General features: G+C 72.3%; 21 protein-coding genes. 9 read left to right on the top strand and 12 right to left on the bottom strand.

The genetic code is table 11. The features are described 5' to 3' along the window. Positions 1 to 73 precede the first annotated feature (73 nt). From LADH09A_RS14395 to LADH09A_RS14365, 7 genes are all read right to left on the bottom strand, one after another. Positions 74 to 754 (bottom strand): response regulator, encoded by a 681-nt coding sequence (locus LADH09A_RS14395; protein WP_238645589.1) that lies wholly within the window; start codon positions 752 to 754, stop codon positions 74 to 76. Beyond that, entirely contained in the window at positions 751 to 3,300 is a 2,550-nt protein-coding gene (locus LADH09A_RS14390) for a sensor histidine kinase (protein ID WP_238645588.1), read from the bottom strand. The genes LADH09A_RS14395 and LADH09A_RS14390 overlap by 4 nt, the downstream gene beginning before the upstream one ends. 73 nt (positions 3,301 to 3,373) lie before the next feature. Next, complete coding sequence (locus tag LADH09A_RS14385) at positions 3,374 to 4,255, bottom strand: potassium-transporting ATPase subunit C (protein ID WP_238645586.1); 882 nt, start codon at positions 4,253 to 4,255, stop codon at positions 3,374 to 3,376. Beyond that, positions 4,255 to 6,462 (bottom strand): potassium-transporting ATPase subunit KdpB, encoded by a 2,208-nt coding sequence (gene kdpB / locus LADH09A_RS14380; protein WP_238645584.1) that lies wholly within the window; start codon positions 6,460 to 6,462, stop codon positions 4,255 to 4,257. The genes LADH09A_RS14385 and kdpB overlap by 1 nt, the downstream gene beginning before the upstream one ends. A gap of 20 nt (positions 6,463 to 6,482) precedes the next feature. After that, a complete protein-coding gene (gene kdpA / locus LADH09A_RS14375) occupies positions 6,483 to 8,138 on the bottom strand; it encodes a potassium-transporting ATPase subunit KdpA (RefSeq protein ID WP_238645583.1) in 1,656 nt (551 codons plus the stop codon). Continuing rightward, positions 8,138 to 8,227, bottom strand: coding sequence for a K(+)-transporting ATPase subunit F (gene kdpF / locus LADH09A_RS14370; protein ID WP_036390805.1), 90 nt, complete (start codon positions 8,225 to 8,227; stop codon positions 8,138 to 8,140). Before kdpF ends, kdpA begins: the two co-directional genes overlap by 1 nt. Before the next feature lie 447 nt (positions 8,228 to 8,674). Then, positions 8,675 to 9,715 carry a TRM11 family SAM-dependent methyltransferase gene (locus tag LADH09A_RS14365; RefSeq protein WP_238645582.1) on the bottom strand — a complete coding sequence of 347 codons (1,041 nt, stop codon included), beginning with the start codon at positions 9,713 to 9,715 and terminating at the stop codon, positions 8,675 to 8,677. Positions 9,716 to 9,787: 72 nt separating this feature from the next. On the opposite strand from LADH09A_RS14365, the gene LADH09A_RS14360 reads away from it, so the two are divergent. Then, entirely contained in the window at positions 9,788 to 10,693 is a 906-nt protein-coding gene (locus LADH09A_RS14360; protein ID WP_238645581.1) for a zf-HC2 domain-containing protein, read from the top strand. Between the two features lie 10 nt (positions 10,694 to 10,703). Here the strand turns inward: LADH09A_RS14360 and LADH09A_RS14355 are convergent, their stop codons facing one another. Both LADH09A_RS14355 and LADH09A_RS14350 read right to left on the bottom strand, forming a co-directional pair. Continuing rightward, positions 10,704 to 11,348 carry a TetR/AcrR family transcriptional regulator gene (locus LADH09A_RS14355; RefSeq protein ID WP_238645580.1) on the bottom strand — a complete coding sequence of 215 codons (645 nt, stop codon included), beginning with the start codon at positions 11,346 to 11,348 and terminating at the stop codon, positions 10,704 to 10,706. A gap of 110 nt (positions 11,349 to 11,458) precedes the next feature. Beyond that, positions 11,459 to 11,776, bottom strand: a complete 318-nt coding sequence (locus LADH09A_RS14350; protein WP_238645579.1) for a hypothetical protein — start codon at positions 11,774 to 11,776, stop codon at positions 11,459 to 11,461. Between the two features lie 86 nt (positions 11,777 to 11,862). On the opposite strand from LADH09A_RS14350, the gene LADH09A_RS14345 reads away from it, so the two are divergent. From LADH09A_RS14345 to LADH09A_RS14330, 4 genes are all read left to right on the top strand, one after another. After that, positions 11,863 to 13,029, top strand: coding sequence for an acyl-CoA dehydrogenase family protein (locus tag LADH09A_RS14345; RefSeq protein WP_238645577.1), 1,167 nt, complete (start codon positions 11,863 to 11,865; stop codon positions 13,027 to 13,029). After that, the gene (locus tag LADH09A_RS14340) at positions 13,019 to 14,233 is read left to right on the top strand and encodes an acetyl-CoA C-acetyltransferase (RefSeq protein WP_238645575.1); all 1,215 of its coding nucleotides are present in this window, start codon (positions 13,019 to 13,021) and stop codon (positions 14,231 to 14,233) included. The genes LADH09A_RS14345 and LADH09A_RS14340 overlap by 11 nt, the downstream gene beginning before the upstream one ends. A 14-nt stretch (positions 14,234 to 14,247) precedes the next feature. Next, positions 14,248 to 16,404, top strand: coding sequence for a 3-hydroxyacyl-CoA dehydrogenase NAD-binding domain-containing protein (locus LADH09A_RS14335; protein WP_238645574.1), 2,157 nt, complete (start codon positions 14,248 to 14,250; stop codon positions 16,402 to 16,404). Between the two features lie 92 nt (positions 16,405 to 16,496). Beyond that, complete coding sequence (locus LADH09A_RS14330; RefSeq protein ID WP_308194562.1) at positions 16,497 to 17,585, top strand: CaiB/BaiF CoA transferase family protein; 1,089 nt, start codon at positions 16,497 to 16,499, stop codon at positions 17,583 to 17,585. A 33-nt stretch (positions 17,586 to 17,618) separates the two neighbouring features. Here the strand turns inward: LADH09A_RS14330 and LADH09A_RS14325 are convergent, their stop codons facing one another. Both LADH09A_RS14325 and LADH09A_RS14320 read right to left on the bottom strand, forming a co-directional pair. Further along, positions 17,619 to 18,530 (bottom strand): cytochrome c oxidase assembly protein, encoded by a 912-nt coding sequence (locus LADH09A_RS14325; RefSeq protein ID WP_238645572.1) that lies wholly within the window; start codon positions 18,528 to 18,530, stop codon positions 17,619 to 17,621. Further along, positions 18,527 to 19,027 (bottom strand): DUF2243 domain-containing protein, encoded by a 501-nt coding sequence (locus LADH09A_RS14320; protein ID WP_238645571.1) that lies wholly within the window; start codon positions 19,025 to 19,027, stop codon positions 18,527 to 18,529. The genes LADH09A_RS14325 and LADH09A_RS14320 overlap by 4 nt, the downstream gene beginning before the upstream one ends. A 224-nt stretch (positions 19,028 to 19,251) precedes the next feature. Here LADH09A_RS14320 and LADH09A_RS14315 point away from each other — a divergent pair, with 224 nt between their 5' ends. From LADH09A_RS14315 to LADH09A_RS14305, 3 genes are all read left to right on the top strand, one after another. Then, the gene (locus LADH09A_RS14315; RefSeq protein ID WP_238645570.1) at positions 19,252 to 20,526 is read left to right on the top strand and encodes a DUF2786 domain-containing protein; all 1,275 of its coding nucleotides are present in this window, start codon (positions 19,252 to 19,254) and stop codon (positions 20,524 to 20,526) included. Positions 20,527 to 20,673: 147 nt separating this feature from the next. Further along, a complete protein-coding gene (locus tag LADH09A_RS14310) occupies positions 20,674 to 21,030 on the top strand; it encodes a YciI family protein (RefSeq protein WP_238645619.1) in 357 nt (118 codons plus the stop codon). Beyond that, a complete protein-coding gene (locus LADH09A_RS14305; RefSeq protein ID WP_238645569.1) occupies positions 21,027 to 22,280 on the top strand; it encodes an RNA polymerase sigma factor in 1,254 nt (417 codons plus the stop codon). The genes LADH09A_RS14310 and LADH09A_RS14305 overlap by 4 nt, the downstream gene beginning before the upstream one ends. Before the next feature lie 6 nt (positions 22,281 to 22,286). Here LADH09A_RS14305 and LADH09A_RS14300 read toward each other — a convergent pair whose 3' ends face one another. After that, positions 22,287 to 22,871 carry a helix-turn-helix domain-containing protein gene (locus LADH09A_RS14300; RefSeq protein WP_238645568.1) on the bottom strand — a complete coding sequence of 195 codons (585 nt, stop codon included), beginning with the start codon at positions 22,869 to 22,871 and terminating at the stop codon, positions 22,287 to 22,289. A gap of 86 nt (positions 22,872 to 22,957) precedes the next feature. Between LADH09A_RS14300 and LADH09A_RS14295 the strand changes: the two genes are divergently transcribed. After that, positions 22,958 to 23,590 carry an SAM-dependent methyltransferase gene (locus LADH09A_RS14295; RefSeq protein ID WP_238645567.1) on the top strand — a complete coding sequence of 211 codons (633 nt, stop codon included), beginning with the start codon at positions 22,958 to 22,960 and terminating at the stop codon, positions 23,588 to 23,590. Positions 23,591 to 23,628 lie beyond the last annotated feature (38 nt).

Below are 23,628 nucleotides of genomic sequence, written 5' to 3'. Positions count from 1 at the left end.
GGGACGGTTACAGAAGCACGCCGCTGCCGCTGCGAACGAAATTCTTCAATGTCCACCGGCGGGTGTCAACGGGTCAGGGGCGGTAGCGGTAACCCATTCCGGGCTCGGTGATGAGGTGGCGGGGGCGGGCCGGGTCGTCCTCCAGCTTGCGCCGCAGCTGGGCCAGGTACTGCCGCAGGTAGTTGGTCTCGTTCTGGTATTCCGGCCCCCACACGTCCTGGAGGAGCTGACGCTGGCTGACCAGCTTGCCGGGGTGGCGCAGCAGCTTCTCCAGCACGCTCCACTGGATGGGGGTCAACTTGACCTCGGTGCCGTCGTCGCGCCGCACGCTGTGGTCGGCCAGGTCGACGGTGTGCCGACCGATCCGCAACGCCGGCACCGCCTCGTTGGGCGCGCCGAGGCGGCGGGTCACCGCGCGGATGCGGGCCAGCAGCTCCTCCACCCCGAACGGCTTGGTGACGTAGTCGTCCGCACCGGCGTCGAGCGCCGCGACCTTGTCCTCGCTGCCGGCCCGGCCGGAGAGCACGATGATCGGCACGGCGGTCCATCCGCGCAGGCCGCGGATCACCTCCACCCCGTCGATGTCGGGCAGACCGAGATCCAGCACCACCAGGTCGGGCGGGTGGCTGGCGGCGGCCTTCAACGCGGCGGCGCCGGTCGCGGCGACGTCCACGTCGTACCGGCGGGCGCGCAGGTTGATCCGCAGGGCGCGCAGGATCTGCGGTTCGTCGTCGACGACCAGGATGCGCGTCATTCCTGCGACCCCTTTGAGCTGGTCGGCGCGGCGGGCAGCCGCAGCACCATGGTGAGCCCACCGCCGGGCGTGGTCTCCGGGGTGATGCTGCCACCCATCGCCTCGGCCAACCCCCGGGACAGGGCAAGACCGAGACCGACACCCGTCTGGTTGTCCCGGTCGCCGAGGCGTTGGAACGGCAGGAAGACGTGCTCCCACTGGTCCTCCGGGATGCCCGGCCCCCGGTCGATCACCCGCAGCTCCACCTGGCCGGCGTGCGCGCTGGCGGTGATCGTGGGCGGCTGGTCCGGCGGGCTGTAGCGCAGCGCGTTGGCGACGATGTTGACCAGCACCCGTTCCAGCAGGCCCGGGTCGGCGGTGGCGGCCGGCAGGTCGGCCGGGATGTCCGTGCCGACCGTCGCGGCCGCCGGGCCGAGTTCGTCCAAGGCCAGGGGTACGGCGTCCTCCAGGCCGATCGCCGTGGCCGTGATGCCGAGGACACCGGCCTGGAGGCGGCTCATGTCCAGCAGGTTGCCGACCAGCCGGGCGAGCCGGTCCAGCGACTCCTCGGCGGTCTCCAGCAGCTCCTCACGGTCGGACTCGTCGAACTCGATGTCGTGGCTGCGCAGGCTGGTCACCGCCGCCTTCGCCGACGCCAGCGGCGTACGCAGGTCGTGGCTGACCGCGGCGAGCAGCGCGGTACGCATCCGGTCCGCCGCAGCGAGGGGCCGGGCGGTGGCGGCCTCCTCGGCGAGCCGTTCCTGGCGCAGCGCGACGGCGGCCTGGGCGGCGAACGCCTCGACGATCCGCCGGTCGGCGGCCTCCAGCCGTCGGCCACAGAGCACGACGGTGATCCGGTCGTTGACCGGTACCGTCGTCTCACCGCCTTCGGGGGTGCAGGGCGGGCTCTCACCGACGCTGGCCACGACACTCCAGGCGTGCTCCTCGCGGGCCCGTTCGGGGCGCCCGCTGGCGTCCTCGGCCAGCTCCAGGACGCTCACCGCGCGCAGCCCGAAGGTCTCCCGGAGCTGTTCCAGCAGTGCGGGAAGTGGGCGTTCGCCGCGCAGCACGCCACCGGCGAGGGCGGCGAGGGTCTGCGCGTCGGCGGCGGCGCGGGCGGCCTCCCGGGTACGCCGGGCGGCCACGTCGACGACCCAGCTCACCGCCAGCGCCACGGCGACGAAGACGGCCAGGGCGAGCAGGTTGTCGGCTTCGGCGATGGTCAACGTCCGGTAGGGCGGTGTGAAGAACCAGTTGAGCAGCAGTGAGCCGCCGAGCGCGGCGACCAGGGCCGGCCACACCCCGCCGACCAGCGCGACGCCGACGACCCCGGCGAGGAACAGCAGGATGTCGTTGGTCAGCGTCAGGTCGGGCAGTGTCCTCAGCAGCAGGGTGAGCAGCGGCATCCCCAGCGCGGCCAGGCCGAAGCCGAGCAGCCGTCGACGCCGGGACAGCGCCGCCGGCACGGCCATCGCTCGGCGGCCCTTGCCGGCCTGCTTGTGGGTGACCAGGTGCACGTCGATCGAGCCGGACAGCGCGGTGGTGGTCACCCCGACACCCCGGGCGAAGAACTGCGCGAAGCGACCCCGCCGGCTGGCGCCGAGCACCAGCTGGGTGGCGTTCACCCCCTGGGCGAAGTCCAGCAGCGCGGCCGGCACGTCGGTGCCGAGCACCTGGTGGTACGTGCCACCCAGACTCTCCACCAGCACCCGCTGCCGGGCCAGTTGGGCCGGGTCGGCGCCGGCCAGGCCGTCGCTGCGGGCCACGTGCACGGCCAGCAGGTCGGCGCCCTTGCTGCGGGCCGCGACCCGGGCCGCGCGCCGGATGAGCGTCTCGCCCTCCGGGCCACCGGTCAGTGCCACCACGACCCGTTCCCGAGCCTCCCAGGTGGCGGCGATGCCCTGCTGGGTGCGGTAGCGGTCGAGCTGCTCGTCGACCTTGTCGGCCAGCCAGAGCAGCGCCAGCTCGCGCAGCGCGGTGAGGTTGCCGACGCGGAAGTAGTTGCCCAGCGCGGCGTCGATCTTGTCGGGTCGGTAGATGTTGCCGTGTGCCATCCGCCGGCGCAGCGCCTCGGGGGTCATGTCGACCAGCTCGACCTGTTCGGCGGCGCGGACGATCTCGTCCGGCACGGTCTCCCGCTGGGTGGTGCCGGTGATCTGCGCGACGACGTCGTTGACCGACTCCAGGTGCTGCACGTTGACCGTGGACAGCACGTCGATCCCCGCGTCCAGCAGCTCCTGGACGTCCTGCCAGCGCTTGTCGTGCCGGGAACCGGGCACGTTGGTGTGCGCCAGCTCGTCGACCACCGCGACCTCCGGCCGGCGGGCCAGCACCTCGTCCAGGTCCATCTCGGTGAACTCGACGCCCCGGTACTCCATCGCGCGGCGGGGCACCTGCTCCAGGTCGGCGAGCATCGCGGCGGTGTGCTGGCGACCGTGGGTCTCCACGAAGCCGATCACCACGTCGGTGCCGCGCGCGGCCCGCCGCTGGGCCTCCTCCAACATGGCGTACGTCTTCCCGACGCCGGGGGCGGCACCGAGATAGATACGCAGTTCTCCGCGTGGCACGGGGACCATCCTCCCTGGTCAGATCGGCGGGCGGGGCCGCGCCCGGTGGGCACGGCCCCGCCCCCGAGTGCGCTCAGCGTGCGGCGAACTGCTTGTCGAGGGCGATGTTGAGCTCCAACACGTTGACCCCCGGCTGGCCCATGAAGCCGAGCCCACGCCCGTCGGTGTGCTCCTCGACCAGCTTGCGGACCGCCGCCGGGTCCGCGCCGCGCTCGCGCGCGACCCGGTTCACCTGCAACTCGGCGTACGCCGGGCTGATCTGCGGGTCGAGACCGCTGCCGCTGGCGGTGACCGCGTCGGCGGGCACGGCCGGCTCGGCGGGCGCGTCGCCGCGGATCGGGGTGACCACCCCGCCGGCGGCCACGTAGTCCTCGCCCGGCTGGGCCGGCTCCACCGCGACACCCTCGTACTCGGTGACGAACGGGGTGGCCGGGGCGGCCTGGTTGACGCTGACCACCCGGGTGACCCGGCCGGTCAGACCGTCGGCGCGGAAGACCGCGAGCACGGCCCCCACCCCGTCGTCGGTGCAGTAGGGGCGTCGCCCGTCGACGCCGTCGAGCTCGCCGATGGCCTTGCTGCGCCCGCACACCTGGGTGAGCAGGCTCTCGCTGGACTCCTCCGGGTCGGTGGCGATGGTGTCGACCACGCTCTCGGGGCCCAGGTTGCTGGCCGAGGTGGCCGTCGGGTCGTAGCCGTCGCCGGCCGCGGAGGGACGGGACTGGAAGTAGCGGGCGACGGGGTTGCCGTCCGCGTCGGTGAAGGACTGGCCGATCAGCGCGCTGCCGGCGGTGTTCCCGCCCACGGTGATCAGCGAGCCGTCGGCCTTGTGGTTGAGGCCGGGCAGCTGACCGAGCGCCACCAGGGCCAGCGGGTAGACCAGGCCGAGCAGCACCGTGAAGACGAGCACGGCGCGCAGCGCGGCGAGGTGTTGGGCGATCCAGGTCGGTAGGCGCATCACGAAATCCCCGGGATGAACTGGATGAGCAGGTCGATGATTTTGATCCCGATGAACGGCACGATGATGCCGCCCAGCCCGTAGACCAGCAGGTTGCGGCTGAGCAGCTTCGACGCGGCGGCCGGCCGGTACCGCACGCCCCGCAGGGCGAGTGGGATCAGCGCGATGATCACCAGGGCGTTGAAGATGACCGCGGACAGGATCGCCGACTCCGGGCTGGACAGCCGCATGATGTTCAGCGCGTCCAGGCTCGGGTAGAGGCCGGCGAACATGGCCGGGATGATCGCGAAGTACTTCGCGATGTCGTTGGCGATGCTGAACGTGGTCAGCGCGCCACGGGTGATCAGCAACTGCTTGCCGATCTCCACGATCTCGATCAGCTTGGTCGGGTCGGAGTCGAGGTCGACCATGTTGCCGGCCTCCTTGGCGGCCGACGTACCGGTGTTCATCGCCACCCCGACGTCCGCCTGCGCGAGCGCCGGCGCGTCGTTGGTGCCGTCACCGGTCATCGCGACCAGCCGACCGCCCTCCTGCTCGCGCTTGATCAGCGCGAGCTTGTCCTCCGGCGTGGCCTCGGCCAGGAAGTCGTCCACCCCTGCCTCGTCGGCGATGGCCTTCGCGGTGCGCGGGTTGTCACCGGTGATCATCACGGTCCGGATGCCCATCCGGCGCATCTCGTCGAACCGCTCGCGCATGCCGGACTTGACGACGTCCTTGAGGTGGATGACGCCCAGGGCGCGGGCGGGCTCACCGTCGACGTGCTCGGCGACCACCAGCGGGGTGCCGCCGGTGCCGCTGATCGCGTCCACGATCTCGCCGACCTGCTCGGTCGGGTGACCGCCGTTCTCGCGTACCCACTTCATCACCGCGGCGGCGGCGCCCTTGCGGACCCGGCGGGCCGTGCCGACCGCGCCGCCGTCCACGCTGGCGTCCGGGGTCAGGTCGACGCCGCTCATCCGGGTCTGCGCGGTGAACGGCACGAACGTGGCGTGCGGCATCACGCCGGGTTCGCGCTCGCGCAGCCCGAACTCGTTCTTCGCCAGCACGACCACCGAGCGCCCCTCCGGGGTCTCGTCGGCCAGGCTGGACATCTGCGCGGCGTCGGCCAGCTTCGCGGCGTCAACCCCCTCGACCGGTACGAACTCGGCGGCCTGCCGGTTGCCCAGCGTGATGGTGCCGGTCTTGTCCAGCAGCAGGGTGTTGACGTCACCGGCGGCCTCGACGGCCCGACCACTCATGGCCAGGACGTTGCGCTGTACCAACCGGTCCATACCGGCGATGCCGATCGCGGAGAGCAGCGCGCCGATGGTCGTCGGGATGAGGCAGACCAGCAGCGAGACCAGCACGACCCCGGTGACACCGGAACCGGTGATCGCCCCGCTGTCCGGCGCCGCCGCCTGGTACGCCTTAGAGAAGATCGCCAACGGCTGGAGGGTGACCACGGCCAGCAGGAAGATGACCGTGAGCGCGGCGAGCAGGATGTTCAGCGCGATCTCGTTCGGCGTCTTCTGCCGGTTGGCGCCCTCGACCAGGGCGATCATCCGGTCGATGAAGCTCTCCCCCGGCTTCTGGGTGATTTTCACGATGATCTGGTCGGAGAGCACCTTGGTGCCACCGGTGACCGCGCTGCGGTCGCCACCGGACTCCCGGATGACCGGGGCCGACTCGCCGGTGATGGCCGACTCGTCGACGCTGGCGATGCCCTCGACGATGTCGCCGTCGCCGGGGATGATGCCGCCCGCCTCGATGAGCACGATGTCGCCCTGACGCAGCTCGGGCGCGGGCACCGCCTCGTCGCGGTAGGTGTTGGCCCGCGCGCCGGGCTTCCAGTCGATCAGGCGGGTCGCGATGGTGTCCCGCTTGGCCTGCCGCAGCGCGGCGGCCTGGGCCTTGCCCCGGCCCTCGGCGACCGCCTCGGCGAGGTTGGCGAAGACCACGGTCAACCAGAGCCAGACGGTGATCGCCCAGGCGAACACCGACGGGTCGGCCACCGCCAGGACGGTGGTGAAGGCCGCGCCGACCTCCACGATCAGCATCACCGGGTTGCGCCACAGCGTGGTCGGGTTGAGCTTGCGTACCGCGTCCGGCAGGGACCGGATGAGCTGCTGGGGGTCGAGCAGGCCCCCGCCGGTCCGGTTGCCCTGGGTGGCGGGGGTGCCGGCGGTCGGTTGCTCGTCGGTCCCGGATGTCACAGAGGTGACGGACATGTCCTTGTTCCTCATGATGGTCAGAGCCCCTCTGCCAGCGGGCCGAGCGCGAGCGCGGGCAGGAAGGTCAGCGCGACGAGGACCACGGTGACGCCGACGACCAGGCCGATGAACAGCGGTCGGTGGGTCGGCAGGGTGCCCTCGGACGCGGGGGTGGGTGCCTGGCGGGCCAGCGAGCCGGCCAACGCGAGCACGAAGATGATCGGCAGGAACCGGCCCAGCAGCATGCACAACCCGAGCGCGGTGTCCCACCAGGTGGTGTTGACCGTGATGCCGCCGAAGGCGGAGCCGTTGTTGTTGCTGGCCGAGGTGAACGCGTACAGCACCTCGGAGAGGCCGTGCGGGCCGACGTTGAGCGCCGTGGAGTTGTTGCCGGTGGCGAACGCGGCCGCCGTGCCGACCAACACCAGGATCGGCGTGATCAGGAAGTAGAGCGAGGCGAACTTGATCTCCCGCGAGCTGATCTTCTTGCCCAGGTACTCGGGGGTGCGGCCCACCATCAGGCCGGCCACGAAGACCGTGATCACCGCGAGGATGAGCAGGCCGTACAGCCCGGAACCGGTGCCGCCCGGCGCGACCTCGCCGAGCATCATGTTGACCATGGTCATCATGCCGCCGAGCGAGGTGAACGAGTCGTGGAACGAGTTCACCGCACCGGTTGAGGTCAGCGTGGTGGCGGCGGCGAAGGTGGCCGAGTTCGACACGTCGAACCGCACCTCCTTGCCCTCCATCGCCGCACCGACGGCCTGCGGCACCGTGCCGTGGCCGGCCAGCTCGAAGACGTTGGTGAGGACGACGCTGAGGAACGCGAGGATGCCCATCACCGCGGCGATGGCGTAGCCCTGCCGGTTCTGCCCGACCATCCGGCCGAAGACCCGGGGCAGGCTGAACGGGATCAGGAAGATCAGGAAGATCTGCAGCCAGTTCGTCCAGGTGGTGGGGTTCTCGAACGGGTGGGCGCTGTTGACGTTGTAGAAACCGCCGCCGTTGGTGCCCAGCTCCTTGATCACTTCCTGGCTGGCGACCGGACCGCCGGTGATGGTCTGGGTGCCGCCGGTCAGCGTGCTCACGTCGGTGCCGCCGGAGAGGTTCTGCACCACGCCGCCGATCATCAGTGCGATGGCACCGAGCACGGCGATCGGCAGCAGGATCCGCAGCACGATCCGGGTCAGGTCGACCCAGAAGTTGCCGAGCTGCCCGGTCCGGCTGCGGGCGAAGCCGCGTACCAGGGCCACCGCCACCGCGACGCCGACCGCCGCGGAGGTGAAGTTCTGCACGGCCAGGCCGGCCATCTGCACCAGGTGGCCCATGGTCGACTCACCCGAGTACGACTGCCAGTTGGTGTTGGTCACGAACGACACGGCCGTGTTCCACGCGCCGTGCGGCACCACCGGGTCGAACCCCAGGGACAGCCACAGGTGGTTCTGCACCCGCTGGAACAGGTACAGGAACAGGATCGAGACCGCGGAGAACGCGAGCACGCTGCGGGCGTACACCCCCCAGGTCTGCTCGGCGGCCGGGTTGACCCCGACCAGCCGGAAGATGCCCCGCTCGACCCGCGACTGCTTCGTACCGGCCACCGCCCGGAACATGTAGTTACCGAACGGCTTGTAGACGGCGACGAGGGCCGCCACCAGCGTCACGATGAAGATGACGCCCGCTGTTGTCATGGTCATCAGAAGCGCTCCGGAAACAGCAGGGCGAACACCAGGAACGCGCCCAGGACGATCGCGAGCACCAGACCGACGGCGTTGACCGCGTTCACAGCTTCTCCACCGCCCGGACCACCAGGGCGAGCACTGCGAACAGCGCCACCGTCAGGATCACGAACACCACGTCAGACACGCTGACTCCTCATACCGGAAAGGTTCGTCGCGACCGCCTTCCGGTCGCGCCGGGCAATCAAAGCCCCACCACCCGCCGGAGGGCAGGGGTCATAACGCGACCATGACGGAGGCGAACCTTTTCTTGACGTGGTTTTCACACCCGTGCACTGAACAGGTGAAATGCGGCACAGACCCTCGGTGGCCCGCAGGGGTCAGGACCGGTCGTCCGCCCCTTTGCTCTGCACCTGCGGAGGCGATACTCGCGGTCTGTAGCTGGTGCCTCCGCAGGTGCAGAGCAAAGGGAAGCGCGAGAGGCCATGCGCGAACCCGGTGGGGTGGCGCATGGCGCGGCGGAGGCGGAGGTGCGAGGCGGAGGTGCGAGCCGTTCAGGCTGGGCGGCGGGCCACCAGCACGTCTCGCATGATCGACTGGTCGACCCGGTGCCGTAGCGCGCGGTAGGGCTCGGCGTCGACCACGGTCAGGCCGGCGTCGGCCAAGGCCGCCGCCGCGTCCTCACGGCTGGCGACGTGGGTGTTCCAGGAGATACCGAGAGCGCCGCCGGGACGCAGCAACCGCGCCCAGACCGGCGCGGCGTCCGCGAGCAACGCCAGCGGATCGCGGGTCAGGCCCTTCTCGGCCGTACGGCTGCCGTGCTGCACGCCGTACGGCGCGTCGGCGACGACCAGGTCGACGGTCTCCGGGCGGAAGAACTCCGCCGAGCGGGTGGTGTCGGCGTTGACCACGTCCAGCAGTTGGGTCTGGCCGGCCTTGTGCTCCTCGCGGGTCGGCGCCAGCTCGATCCGCACCCGCCGGCCGACCACCTTGCGTTCCCGTCGCACCGGCCCCGACTCCAGCACCCGGTGCTTGACCCGCTTCTGCTTCAGCCAGGTGGTGATGAACGCCCGGTACGCCTCGACGTCCTTCTGGTCGCGCTCCACCCCGGCGGCGTCGAAGCCGTACATCAGCGCCTGGTTGAGGGTGGTGCCCCGGCCACAGAGCGGGTCGAGCACCCGGAACCGCCGGCTGGTCATCTCGGTGGCCCAGTCCGAGGCGAGCAGGGTGACGTTGAGCAGCAGTTTGGTGAACTGCTCGTTGGTCTTGCCCGGGTACTTCTGGATGGTGAGCAGGTCGTCGTCGTAGCGGTCCAGCCGGCTCCACTCGATCGGGCGCAGCAGCTCACCGACGATCTCGAACAGCGCGTACCCCGCGGAGAGGTTGCCCAGGACGGTCAGGTCCCGCTCGGTCAACCCGTCACCGGTGAAGGTGACGTAGGAGGCCCCTCCGACCACCTCGGTGTCCAACTCGCCGATCTGGCCGTCGAGGGCCGAACGGCCGAAGATCTCCAGCTCGGCCCGGGTGAGGTCGACGGCGGAGCGGGCGTACACCCGGTTGGTGGCGGGCAGGATGAGCAGGCCGTAACGCGTCATGATCGGGCGAGTATTCCACAACAGGCCCCGGGTGCCGGGAACCGGAGCGGCCCTCGGAGCGACTACCGGTACATGGGGTGTGAGCAGTGGCGGGAGGTCCTGTCCGCGCAGTTGGACGGGGAGGAGACCGCCGCCGAACTGACGGCGGTGCAGGGGCACCTTGACGGGTGTGCCGATTGTCGGGTCTGGTTCACGGCGGCGGCGGCGGTGACCCGTCGGGTTCGTACCCGTCTGGTGACCGACGTGCCCGACCGGACCGAGGCGATTCTGGCCGCCGCCGCGGCGGCCCCGGCCCGTCGGTCGTGGTGGCAACGCGGTGGGCTGGTCGCGCGCCGTGGGTTGGCCGCGGGTGGTGGGTTGGCCGCGGGTGGCCGGTCGGTCGGCGGGCTGCGCGCAGCGTTCGGGCGCGGCAAGCTGGTCGCCGGGCTGCGCGCGGCGCTCGGGCTGCTCGGCGCGGTGCAGCTGGTGCTCGGGTTGGCCCAGGTGGGCCGGGGCGCGACCGCCGATCACCTGCACCCCACCGGTCAGCACCTGTGGCACGAGTCGGCCGCCTGGAACGTGGCGGTGGGCGCCGGCTTCCTCTTCGTGGCGGTACGCCGCAGCCCGCCGGCCGGGCTGCTGCCGATGCTCAGCGCGTTCGTCGGCACCCTGCTGTTGCTCTCGGTCAACGACCTGGCCACCGGCTCGGTGGGCGGTGAGCGGCTGGTCAGCCACGGTTTCCTGGTGGTCGGCTACCTGATCACGGTGCTGCTGTCCCGGCCCGGTCTGCGCCCCGGTGGGCCCGCGCCCCAGCGGCAACCGACGCCGTCGCGCTGGCGGTTCGGCGCCGACGAGGTGGACCGGCCGCTGCGGGTGGTTCGCGCCGACTCGTACCCGGCGCAGGCCGCCGATCGGTTCGCCGCACCGGCGGCGCACGCCGGTCACGCCGCGTTGGCGGCGGGAACCGGTCAGGCCGACGAGCGGCGCCGCGCCGCCTGAGCGAACCCCCTCAGGCCTGGGGCCGAGCCGGCTCGCTGTCGGCGATGACCTGCGGGATGACCTGTTCGACGATGGTCAGCAGGGTGGTGGTGAGCAGCAGGTGCACCTGGGGGCGGGTCAGCGCGCCACGCTGGAGCCACTCCCGGGCGGTCGACGTCGCCAACCCGCAGTACGCCCGCACCATGCCGCGAAGCTCCTGGTGGTGCGCGGCCTGGCCGGCCAGTCCGACGGCGACGAGCATCCGGTCCGCGGCGACCTCTTCGGCCTCGGCGAGCACCCGCTCGACGTCGGCGTCGCCGCCCATCCCCCGGGCGGTGACGGCGGCGAGCCAGGAGGTGCTGTGCCGGGACACCACGTCGAGGAACCAGGTGACGCTGGCGTCGACCCGGGTCCGCAGGTCTCCCTTGGGCAGGCGCTCCACGGCGACCTCCGGGATGGTCACCATGACCCGGACGACCTCCAGGTAGAGGTCCTTCTTCGCGCCGAAGTAGTGGTTGACCAGGCCGCGGGCGACACCGGCCTCCCGTGCGATGTCGGTGGTCGAGACGTCCGCGTACGGGCGCTCGCCGAACAGCCGGACCGCACAGGCCAGGATCTGCCCCCGCCGGGCGTCCGGCTCCAAACGGCGGCGGCGCGGAGCCGTCTCGACACTCATCTGCCCGACCCTATCGGGAGCTCGCAGGCCAGCCCTTGATCAACTTGGTTTCCTTGAACTCGGGTTGTCCGGCGCCAGGGGACACCCCGAGTTGCAGAAATCCGAGTCGATCAGCGCTGGACCTCCAGGTCACCGAGGGTTGGTGAAACTCGCACGAAGCTCACGTCCCCGAACTCCCGCTCCGCCTGGGCGACAGCCTCCGCCTCGGTTGGATGAAACGTGTCCGTCACGACCACCCAGTCACTCGTGCAGTAGAAGAGGTAGGCATCCACGTCGTCGTCGTAACGGGCGATCGCGAGGCGTACGACCAGCTCAGCGAAGCCCTCGACGGAGTGGCGGGTCGCACCGGTCGGCAGCTGCCCCGGCTCCAGGTTGGCGAACATGGTGACCCGGGCACCGTCGAGCAGGGCGGGAGGCGTGGCACTCATGGCACGATCCTCGCCCATCAGCGACCCAGCCCAACCATCATCGAGACTTATTGACAGGTCGCCAACAGCGCGCGAGGGTGGTGCACATGCCGACGCCCCCGCTCGACGGTCCCCCCTCGCCCTGGCGCGAGCCGGAGCACGACGACCTGGCCGACCTGGCCCGCACCTTCTTCACCAAGGAGGTGTTGCCGCACGCCGACCGCCTGCTGACCCAGGGCCACCCGGACCGTGAGCACTACCGGCGCGCCGGTGAGCTGGGGCTGCTCGGTCTGTCCGTCCCGGAAGAGTACGGCGGCGGGGGCGGCGGGTTCACCCACGAGGCCGTCATGCTGCACGAGCAGGCGTACACCGGGGAGAGCAGCCTCGGGCTGGCCGTCCACAGTGGCATCGTCACGGGGTACCTGGTGGCGTACGGCAGCGAGGAGCAGAAGCGACGGTGGCTGCCCGGCCTGTGCAGCGGCGAGCTGGTCGGTGCGATCGCGATGACCGAGCCGGACGGCGGCTCCGACCTTCAGGCGATGCGCACCCGGGCGGTCCGGGACGGCGACGACTACCTGGTCACGGGCGCGAAGACGTTCATCACCAACGGCGGCCTGGCCGATCTGATCATCGTGGCCGTGAAGACCGACCCCGAGCAGCGGGCGGCCGGTGTCTCGCTGCTGGTCTGCGAGGTGAGCGGTGACCCGGAGGGCTTCCGCCGGGGCCGGCTGCTGTCCAAGATCGGGCTGCACGCCAACGACACCGCCGAGCTGTTCTTCGACGAGTTCCGGGTGCCGGCGGCCAACCTGCTCGGCGGCGCCGAGGGGCTGGGTTTCATCCAGCTCATGCAGCAGCTCCCGCAGGAACGACTGGTGATCGGCGTCGGCGCGGTCGCGGCCATGGAACGGGCCGTCGCGCTGACCGTCGCGTACGCCAAGGAGCGCACGGCCTTCGGCAAGACCCTGATGGGCCACCAGAACACCCGGATGGTGCTCGCCGAGTGCGCCACCCGCACCCGGGTCAGCCGGGTCTTCCTGGACGACTGCATCGTCCGACACAGCCGCGGCGACCTGGACGTGGCCACCGCGGCGATGGCGAAATCCTGGCTCACCGACGGGCAGTGCGAGGTCGTCGACCGGTGCCTGCAACTGTTCGGCGGCTACGGCTACACGACGGAGTACCCGATCGCCCGGATGTACGCCGACGCCCGCGTCCAGAAGATCTACGGCGGCACCAACGAGATCATGAAGGAGCTGATCGCCCGTGCCCTCTGAGGCGTACGTCTATGACGCGGTCCGCACCCCGCGCGGACGCGGCCGGGACACCGGCGCGCTGCACGGGGTCAAGCCGATCTCCCTGGTGGTCGGCCTGATCGACGCGGTGCGGGAGCGCAACCCCGGCCTGGACGTCGGTCGGCTGGAGGATCTGCTGCTCGGCATCGTGACCCCGGTCGGCGAGCAGGGCGGCGACCTGGCGAGGGCCGCCGCGCTGCTGGCCGGGTTGCCCGACGAGGTGGGTGGGGTGCAGCTCAACCGGTTCTGCGCCTCGGGCCTGGAGGCGGTCAACTCCGCCGCCGCGCGGATCCGCTCCGGCTGGGAGCACCTGCTGCTCGCCGGCGGGGTGGAGTCGATGTCCCGGGTGCCGATGGGCTCCGACGGCGCGGCCTGGGCCACCGACCCGCAGACCGCGCTGGCCACGTCGTTCGTGCCGCAGGGCGTCAGCGCGGACCTGATCGCGACCCTGGAGGGCTTCACCCGCGACGACGTGGACGGCTACGCGCTGCGCTCGCAGGAGCGGGCCGCCAAGGCGTGGGCCGGTGGGCACTTCGCCCGCTCGGTGGTGCCGGTCCGCGACGGCAACGGGCTGGACATCCTCACCGTCGACGAGCACCCGCGCCCGGAGACCACCCGGGAGGCGCTGGCCCGGCTCACCCCGTCCTTCGCCACGATGGGCGAGGCGGCAGGCTTCGACGCCGTCGCGTTGCAGAAGTTCCACTGGCTGGAGGCCATCGAGCACGTCCACCACGCCGGCAACTCGTCCGGCATCGTGGACGGCGCGGCGCTGGTGCTGATCGGTTCGGAGCAGGTGGGTCGGGATCTCGGCCTCAGCCCGCGCGCCCGGATCGTCGGCGCGGCGGTCACCGGCGCGGACCCGACGCTGATGTTGACCGGCCCGATCCCGGCCACCCACAAGGCGCTCGCCGTCGCCGGGCTCACCCTCGACGACATCGACCTGTTCGAGATCAACGAGGCGTTCGCCGCGGTGGTGCTCAAGTACGTCCGCGACCTCGGCCTCGACCCGGACCGGGTGAACGTCAACGGCGGCGCGATCGCGCTCGGCCATCCGCTCGGCGCCACCGGGGCGATGCTGCTCGGCACCGCGTTGGACGAGTTGGAGCGCCGCGACCTGCGCCGCGCCGTGGTGACCCTCTGCATCGGCGGCGGCATGGGCGTCGCCACCGTTCTCGAGCGCTGCTGACCCGGAGGACGACCATGACCACCACCATCCGGTACGACCGCGGCGCCGACGGCATCGTCACGCTCACCCTGGACGACCCCGACCAGTCCGCCAACACCATGAACCGGGCGTACGCCGCCTCGATGAGCGCGGTGCTCGACCGGCTGGAGGCCGAACGCGAAGAGCTGACCGGGGTCATCGTCACCAGCGCGAAGCCGACCTTCTTCGCCGGCGGCGACCTGCCCGAGATGATCCGGGCCACCCGCGCCGACGCGCCCGCGCTGGCGGAGCTGCTCGGCACCATCAAACGGGACCTGCGCCGCCTGGAGACGCTGGGCCGGCCGGTGGTCGCGGCCGTCAACGGCTCCGCGCTCGGCGGCGGCCTGGAGATCGCGCTCGCCTGTCACCACCGGATCGCGCTGGACGCGCCGGACAGCCGGCTCGGGCTGCCCGAGGTGACCCTGGGCCTGCTGCCCGGGGCCGGCGGGGTCACCCGGACGGTACGGATGCTCGGCCTGGCGGGTGCGCTGACCACGGTGCTGCTCACCGGCCGGCGGATGCGACCGGCCGACGCCCTGGCCACCGGCATCGTGGACGAGGTGGTCGCCACGCCCACCGAGATGCTGGACCACGCACGGGCCTGGATCGCGGCGAACCCGCACCCCACGCAGCCGTGGGACCGACCGGACTACCGGATGCCCGGCGGCACCCCGGCCAGCCGTTCGCTGGCCGCCCAGCTGCCCGCCTTCCCGGCCACCCTGCGCAAGCAGCTCAAGGGTGCCCGGCTGCCCGCGCCCGAGGCGATCCTCGCCGCCGCCGTCGAGGGCGCGCAGGTCGACCTGGAGACCGCGCTGACCGTGGAGACCCGGCACCTGATCGGGCTGCTCACCGGACAGGTCGCCAAGAACATGATCGGGGCCTTCTTCTTCGACCTGAAGGCCGTCAACGGTGGTGCCGCCCGACCATCCGGTGTGGACGTCCCCCCGGTACGCCGGGTGGCGGTGCTCGGCGCCGGCATGATGGGCGCGGGCATCGCGTACGCCTGCGCCAGCGCCGGCCTGGACGTCGTGGTCAGGGACGTCTCACCGGAGGCCGCGGGACGCGCCCGGGAGCACGCCGAGCGGCTGCTGGCCCGCAGGGTGCGCAAGGGCCGTGCCACGGAGGCGGACGCCCGTGCCGTGCTGGCCCGGATCACCACCACCGACCAGGTGGACGCGTTGGCCGGCTGCGACGCGGTGATCGAGGCGGTCTTCGAGGACCCGGCGCTGAAGCAGGCGGTCTTCGCCGAGGTACTGCCGGTGCTGGCACCCGGCGCGCTCATCGCCTCCAACACCTCCACTCTGCCGATCACCGGGCTCGCCACGGGTGTGGACCGCCCGGCCGACTTCATCGGCATGCACTTCTTCTCCCCGGTGGACCGGATGCCCCTGCTGGAGATCGTGGTCGGCGAACAGACCGGTGACGCCGCGCTGGCGCGGGCCTTCGACCTGGGCCGGCGGATCGGCAAGACCCCGATCGTGGTCAACGACGGCCGGGGCTTCTTCACCAGCCGGGTGATCGGCCGGTTCATCGACGAGGCGGTCGGCATGGTCGCCGAGGGTGTTCCCGCCGCGTCCGTGGAGCAGGCCGCCCTCCAGGCCGGCTACCCGACCGGGCCGCTCGCGCTGGCCGACGAGGTCAGCCTCACCCTGATCCAGCGGATCCGCCGTCAATTCGAGGCGGCCAGCGAGGAGTACCTGCCGCTGCCCGCGCACCGGCTCGTGGACGAGCTGGTCGACGCGTACGACCGGCCGGGGCGCGCCGGCGGGCGCGGCTTCTACTCCTACGACGACGGCACCCGGGGCCGGCTCTGGCCCGGCCTCATCGACCTGGCCACCGACGCGGGTCGGGCGGTGCCGTTCACCGACCTCCAGGAGCGGATGCTCTTCGCCGAGGCGCTGGACGCGCTGCGCTGCCTCGACGAGGGAGTGCTGCGGACCGAGACCGACGCCAACATCGGCTCGATCTTCGGCATCGGTTTCCCGGCCTGGACGGGAGGGGTGATCCGCTACGTCCGCCAGTACGCGGGCGGCCCGGCCGGCTTCGCGGCCCGCGCCACCGAACTGGCCGAGCGCTACGGCGACCGGTTCACACCCCCGGCCGATCTGGTCGACCGACTGGCCGCCCGCCCCGCCGAACCGGCCGTCGCGTGACGGCCTCCTGGCCGAGCCCCGGCGGACCGGCCCCGGCCGAACACCCGGGCACCGCAACGGGCGGCTCGACGCGGGGCGGGCCGCTCGCCGGGGTGCGGGTGGTCGAGCTGGCGAGCCTCGCCCCTGCGCCGTTCGGGTGCATGGTGCTGGCGGACCTCGGCGCCGACGTGGTGCGGGTGGACCGGCCGGGCGCCCCGGGTGCGGGACGCCTGGCCGCGCCGACCGGCGGGCCGTTGCAGCGCGGCCGGCGGGTCACCACGCTGGACCTGAAGTCCCCGGCCGGGGTGGCGGACCTCCTGCGCCTGACCGAGCGGGCGGACGTGCTGGTCGAGGCGTACCGGCCGGGTGTCGCCGAGCGGCTCGGCTTCGGCCCGGAGGTGTGCCAGGCCCGCAACCCCCGGCTGGTGTACGCGCGGATGACCGGCTGGGGCCAGGACGGCCCACTGGCAGCCCGCGCCGGGCACGACATCGACTACATCGCGGTCGCCGGGGCGTTGGAGCCGCTGGGGCGGGCCGGCGAGCGCCCGTACGCGCCGATGAACCTGCTCGGCGACTTCGGCGGAGGTGGGATGCTGCTGGCCGTCGGCGTGCTGGCCGCGCTGCTCGAACGGGAACGCTCCGGTGCCGGTCAGGTGGTCGACGCGGCCATGGTGGACGGTTCGGCGCTGCTCACGTCGTTCCTGCACGGGCTGCTCGGCACCGGCCTGTGGGCGGCGCCGCGGGGGCGCAACATGTTCGACGGCGGTGCGCCGTTCTACGACACGTACGCCACCTCGGACGGTGGTTTCATGGCCGTCGGCGCGATGGAACCTGCCTTCTACGCCGTTCTGCTGGCGGGCCTCGACCTCGCCGACGACCCGGACCTGCCCGCGCAGTACGACCCGAGCGGCTGGGACGAGCTGCGGCGACGGTTCACCGAGCGGTTCGCCGAGCGGACCCGGGACGAGTGGACGGCGGTCTTCGCCGACCTGGATGCCTGCGTCGCGCCGGTGCTCGCCCCCGGGGAGGCGCACCAGCATCCGCACAACGCCGCCCGGGGCACGTTCGTCGAGGTCGGTGGCGAGATCCAGCCGGCACCAGCGCCGCGCTTCGACCGGACACCGACTGCCCGACCGGCTCCCGCTCCGGACCCGGAACGGGACGCCCTACCGGTCGAGGAGATCCTCACCGATTGGCAGTGACCTCGGCTGGCAGCGCCCGTACCGTCGAGTTGATCAAGAAGTTTGCGTCAAAGAATCGTTCCCTGGTGACGCAAACTTCTTGATCAACCGGGTGGAGCGGTGCGACCGGGTGGAGCGGTGCGACCGGGTGGGGCGGGGCGACCGGGTGGAGCGGGGCGGGCGCAGGCGGTTGGGGCGGTTGTACCAGGTGGCGAAGAGGGCCACCGCCAGGAGCAGCTCCGCCAGGTCACCGCCGTAGTACATGAGCTGGGCGGCCGACTGGAACGCCGCCGGATCTCGGTCGGTGAGGCCGGGCGGCAGGGTTTCGGCATGCGCGTACAGGTACTTGGCCAGCACGGCGTGACCGGCCGCCGCGCCCAGGAGCGCGCCCACCCGTACCGCCAGTCCCGGACGACGCGGGGCTGGGTCCGGCCCGGCCAGGGACCAGGCGAACAGGTACCCGGCGGCCACATAGTGCAGGTGCAGGGCGTGGTGCAGCGCGGTGTGACGTTCGGCCGCCGCGTACAGCGGGGTGAGCAGCACCAGCGCCAGCCCTCCGGTGCTGAGCAGCGCGGCGGTGACCGGGTGGGCGAGCAGGTGCAGCGCTCGGGCGCGCAGCAGCCGGCCCACCACCCGGCGTACCGGCGGCGGGGCGACCCGCAGCAGCAGGGTCACCGGAGCGCCGAGCACCAGCCCGAGCGGGGCCAGCATGCCGAGCAGCAGGTGCTGCGCCATGTGCCCGCGCGGGTCGTCGGGGAGTTGGCCCAGCGGCCCGAGGGCCACCGCCAGCAGGGCGCAGCCGACCAGCCAGGCGGCGGTGCGCCGGTGGTCCCACCCCCGCGGGTCGCGTGCGGCCGCCAGCAGGTAGCCGACGGCCAGCAGCACGACCGGGAGCAGCGGGAACCAGCTCGGGCCGTCCGCAACGTGCCCACCGTGCGCGAACGCGGGCGGCACGGCCACCGTCATCGGCGCCCGTCGCCCGACCGTCGGGACCGGGCCCACCAGAGCAGACCGGCCCCGGCCAGCAGCAGCACCGCGCCGGACGCGATCCACACCACGTCGTACGGCAGCAGGTGTACGCCGTAGCGGATCTGGTGCAGCCGGAGCACCTTGTGGTCGACCACCCCGTCGAAGACCTGGAACCCTCCGGCGCCGAGCAGGAAGCCACCCCAGGCCAACCGGGTCGACAGGGCACGCCGTCGACGCAGGTCGGCGAACCAGAAGAACCCACCGACCAGGATGATCACCTCGGCGGCGTGCAGCAGCCCGTCGGAGAGCAGTGCCACCGACGGGGTGGACCGGTCGTAGAAGTGGTGCCACGCCAGCAACTGGTGGAAGACGATCTCGTCCACCGCGGCCATGATCGCGATGCCGATCAGGACGCCGACGAGCGTGGAGGAACGTGCATCGACGGCACCTGCGCCCGGCACGGTGCGTGCGCTCGGCAGGCTCGAATCGGCCACCACACACCTCGCATCCACCTCGGGTCAGGTCCGAACTACCCCGAACCCGCCGAAACATGCCCAGTCAGCGTGCCACAGACAACGACACCGAACTGCGGCGATCACGGCCCGAGCCGCGCCCGACCCCATCCCCGTTTCACGACTCCCACACCACTAGCGGCATGATCATGCAGCCTGAAAGGGCAGGAACGCCCGAGCAACCGAAGCCCGAGAAGGAGGTGCCCGTGCCGGACGCGGACGAACTCGTCGCCAACGCACTCGCGGCGGTGCGCGGCACCGACGTACGGCAGGCCGAACGGCAGCTGGACCAACTGATGGTCGGCACCGGCGCGGCGGACGGCACCACGGCGGTGGACGCGGCCCTGCTGCGTCGCCTGGTCCGCGCTCTGGGCCGGCTCTGGCCGCGCGGCTGGCAGCCGGTCGACGTGGACCGGATCACCAGCCGGCGGCTCGACGCCCGCTCGGCGCGGCTCGTCCGCAGCGCGATGGCCGCCCAACGGCGTGCGCAGGCCGAACCGGTCCCCGCCTGGTGGGACGACCAGCTTCACGAGTTGACCTCCGAGGCACGGGACACAGGCCATGACGTGCTGGCTGCCTGGACCGCCGCGGAGGGGCTGGACCGGGCCGACGCGCTCCGCGCGGCCGTGGACACTCTCGCGCTGGTGGAGAGCCTGCCGCCGATCGCGGTGTTGCGCCCACCGCCGGGCACGACCGGCGCGCTCACCGCACGGTCGGCGGGTACGCGCAGCGGCTCCCCGATGTTGGACCGGGTCCGGGCGCTGCTGGCCAAGGCCGAGTCGACCACCTTTCCGGCCGAGGCGGAGGCGTTGACCGGTAAGGCGCAGGAGCTGATCGCCCGGCACAGCATCGACGAGGCGCTGCTGGCCGCTGGGTCGGAGCGCGGCGACCTGCCCGGCGGGGTACGCCTGAGCACCGACAGCCCGTACGCGGGTGCGAAGGCGCTGCTGGTGCAGGAGGTGGCGGCGGCGAACAGGTGCGAGGCGGTCTGGTCCGACGATCTCGGCTTCGCCACCGTGCTGGGTTGGCCGGCCGACCTGGTGGCGGTGGAGCTGCTCTACACGTCGCTGCTGGTCCAGGCCACGGCCGCCATGCTGCGTGGGCGTGCCGAGCGGCGGTCGGGGTCGGGGCGGCGCACGAAGGTGTGGGACGAGTCCTTCCTCAACGCGTTCGCGCTGCGGATCGGCGAGCGGCTGCGCACGGCGACCGAGGCGGCGACCGAGGCGGCGACCGAGGCGGCGGACCAGGCGTCGGCCGAGACGGCCGGGGCGGAGCGACTGTTGCCGGTGCTCGCCGCCCGGGGCGAGGCGGTCCGGGAGCGACTGGACACGCTCTTTCCCGGCGTGACCCGGCACCGGCTCAGCGTCCGGGACGCCGAGGGCTGGTCCTCCGGTACGTCGGCCGCCGACCGGGCCTCGTTGGATGTCGGCGGCGGGCGCCAGCAGCCCCGGCAGGTGCCCGGCCGGCCCGATCGCCGCTGATCCGACCGGCGTGGGACCACCACCGGCGAGGTTATCTGCGATTTTCTTCGGTACGCCGTAGGGAACGGGTTGTCGGCTCCGACCCTTCGGTGAGCCGCGCCCCGACCGGGGGTGCGACCAGAGCTGAGGAGCACCGCCGTGAAGTACATGCTGCTGATCTGGAACCGGCCCGGCTTCACCGAGGGGCTGACCGAGCAGGACCGCACCACTCTCTTCGGCGAGGTCGACGCGATCATGAAGGAGCTGACCGAGACCGGCGAGCTGGTCGACGGGCAGGCGTTGGCCAACCCGTCGCAGACGTTGACGGTCCGGCAGATCGACGGCAGCACCGAGGTCGTCGACGGTCCGTTCATGGAGAGCAAGGAGCAGTTCGCCGGTTACCTGACCGTCGAGTGCGACAGCCCGCAGCGGGCCGCCGAGATCGCTGCCCGCTGGCCGGACGTCCGCTACGGCGGCGCCATGGAGGTCCGCCCGGTGATGGAGCAGGCCGGGACGGAGATGTGACCGAGGACCGGACGGTCGAGGATCTGCTGCGCACCCTCGCGCCGCAGGTCCTCGGCCTGCTGGTCCGCCGGCACGGCCAGTTCGACCGATGCGAGGACGCGGTCCAGGAGGCGCTGCTGGCCGCCGCGACACAGTGGCCCGGGCAGGGCGTACCGGACAGCCCCCGCGCCTGGCTGCTCACCGTGGCCACCCGGCGGCTCACCGACGAGTGGCGCAGCGAGAGCGCCCGCCGGGACCGCGAGGTGGCGGTGGCGCTGCGCGAGCCGGCGTACGCCCAGGTGGCGCCGCCGGCCGACGCGGAGCCGGCGGTCCCGACGGCGGACGACACCCTCACGCTGCTGTTCCTCTGCTGTCACCCGGCGCTGACCGGACCGGCGCAGGTGACGCTCACCCTGCGCGCGGTCGGCGGTCTCAGCACGGCTCAGATCGCCCGGGCGTACCTGGTGCCGGAGGCGACGATGAGTCAACGGATCCGCCGGGCCAAGCAGCGGATCGAGGCCGCCGGGGCCCGGTTCACGATGCCCGATCCGGCGGAGCGGGACGAGCGGCTGCGGTCGGTGCTCCGGGTGCTCTATCTGATCTTCAACGAGGGGTACACCGCGTCGAGTGGCCCGGACCTGCACCGGGCCGAGCTGACCGGCGAGGCGATCCGGCTGGCCCGCATCCTGCGCGGGTTGCTGCCCGACGACGGCGAGGTGGCCGGGCTGTTGGCGCTCATGCTGCTCACCGACGCGCACCGGGCGGCCCGGCTCGGCCCGGACGGGGACCTGGTGCCCCTCGCCGAGCAGGACCGCACCCGATGGGACGCGGCCGCCATCGCGGAGGGGATCGCGCTGATCACCGAGGCGTTGACCTGGTCGCCGCCGGGTCCGTACCAGCTCCAGGCGGCGATCGCCGCCGTGCACGCCGAGGCGTCGACGGCGGCGGAGACGGACTGGCGGCAGATCGTCGCGCTCTACCGGCTGCTGGCCCGGATCGCCCCGAACCCGATGATCACGCTCAACCAGTCGGTGGCGGTGGCGATGGTGGACGGGCCACGGGCGGGGCTCGCCCTGCTCACACCGCTGATCGCCGACGAGCGCACGGCCGGGCACCACCGGCTCGCCGCCGTCCGGGCGCACCTGCTGGAGATGGCCGGGGACGCCGAGGCGGCGCGGGAGGCGTACCTGGCCGCGGCGCGCGGCACCACGAGCCTGCCCGAGCAGCGGTACCTGGAGCTGAGGGCCGGCCGACTGGCCGGGCAGCGATGACCTGGGTCAGTCGGCCTTCGGGGCGGCGCGGACGTGGGCGCGTTCGCCCTGTTTCCCGATCAGGCTGAGGAACTCGACGGGGCCGGAGCTGGTGGCCCCGAACCAGTGCGGGGTGCGGGTGTCGAACTCGGCGGCCTCGCCGGGGCTGAGGACGAGGTTGTGCTCGCCGAGCACCAGCCGCAGCGTGCCGTTGAGGACGTAGACCCAGTCGTATCCCTCGTGGGTGCGCAGGTCGGGTTCGCGGTCGTCGGCGCTGGCGGGGAGCACGTACTTGTAGGCCTGGATGCCCCCGGGCCGCCGGGTCAGCGGCAGGATGACCGATCCGTCGCTGCACGTGATGGGGCGCAGGTTGATGCGGGGATCGCCGGTCGGTGGCGCGCCGACGAGCTCGTCGAGCGTCACGCCGTGGACGCGGGCGAGCGGGAGGAGCTGCTCCAGCGTGGGGCGACGCAGGCCGGCTTCGAGCCTGGACAGGGTGCTGGCGGAGATGCCGGTCTCGGCGGCGAGGTCGGTGAGCGTGATGTCGCGGCGGAGCCGGAGGTGCTTCAGTCTCGGTCCGACAGCGTCGAGGGTGCGGTCCGGCTCGTCCATGTCCCCGATTTTGCCATTCGGCAAGATGCTTTGCGGACGGGTGGGCGGGTCGGTCACAGTCGCTACCGACGCGAAGGAGCAGGCAGATGGCCGAGCAGCACGAGTTCGACAAGGGCTACTGGGATCGGCACTGGCACGAGGTTCAGCATGATCATCCCGGTGCCGTCGGCGCGGCTCCCCCGCACCCGTACCTGGCCCGGGAGACCGCCGGCCTGACGCCGGGCACGGTGCTGGACGCCGGGTGCGGCACCGGCACGGAGGCTATCTGGCTCGCCTCCCACGGCTGGCAGGTCACCGCGGTCGACATCGCCTCCGGGGCCCTCGCTCTCGCGGCCGGACGCGCGGAGAGCGCCGGGGTGGCCGAGCGCGTGCGGTGGGTGGAGGCGGACCTGACGACCTGGGCCCCGGGGACGCGGTTCGATCTGGTGACGACGCACTACGCGCACCCCGCGATGCCGCACCTGGCCTTCTACGACCGCATCTCCCGGTGGGTGGCGCCGGGCGGCAGCCTGCTGATCGTCGGGCACCTGCACACCTCGCAGGCCGCCGGGCACGGCCACCACCCGCCCGAGGAGGCATCGGTCACCCTCGCGGACATCACCGCCGGCCTGGACAGCACCACCTGGGAGACGGTCACCGCCGAGGAGCACCGCCGCTCGGTGCCCGGCCGGGAGGTCCCGCTGTACGACGTCGTCGTCCGCGCCACTCGACGCCGCTGAGCAGGGCACTGCCGGCCGTCGGGCGAACCTGACCACCC

The organism is Micromonospora cabrerizensis (genome assembly GCF_022230955.1).
Lineage (GTDB): Bacteria > Actinomycetota > Actinomycetes > Mycobacteriales > Micromonosporaceae > Micromonospora > Micromonospora cabrerizensis.
Note: the sequence above shows the minus strand (reverse complement) of the source record. Positions and strands in the feature narration are given on the sequence as shown.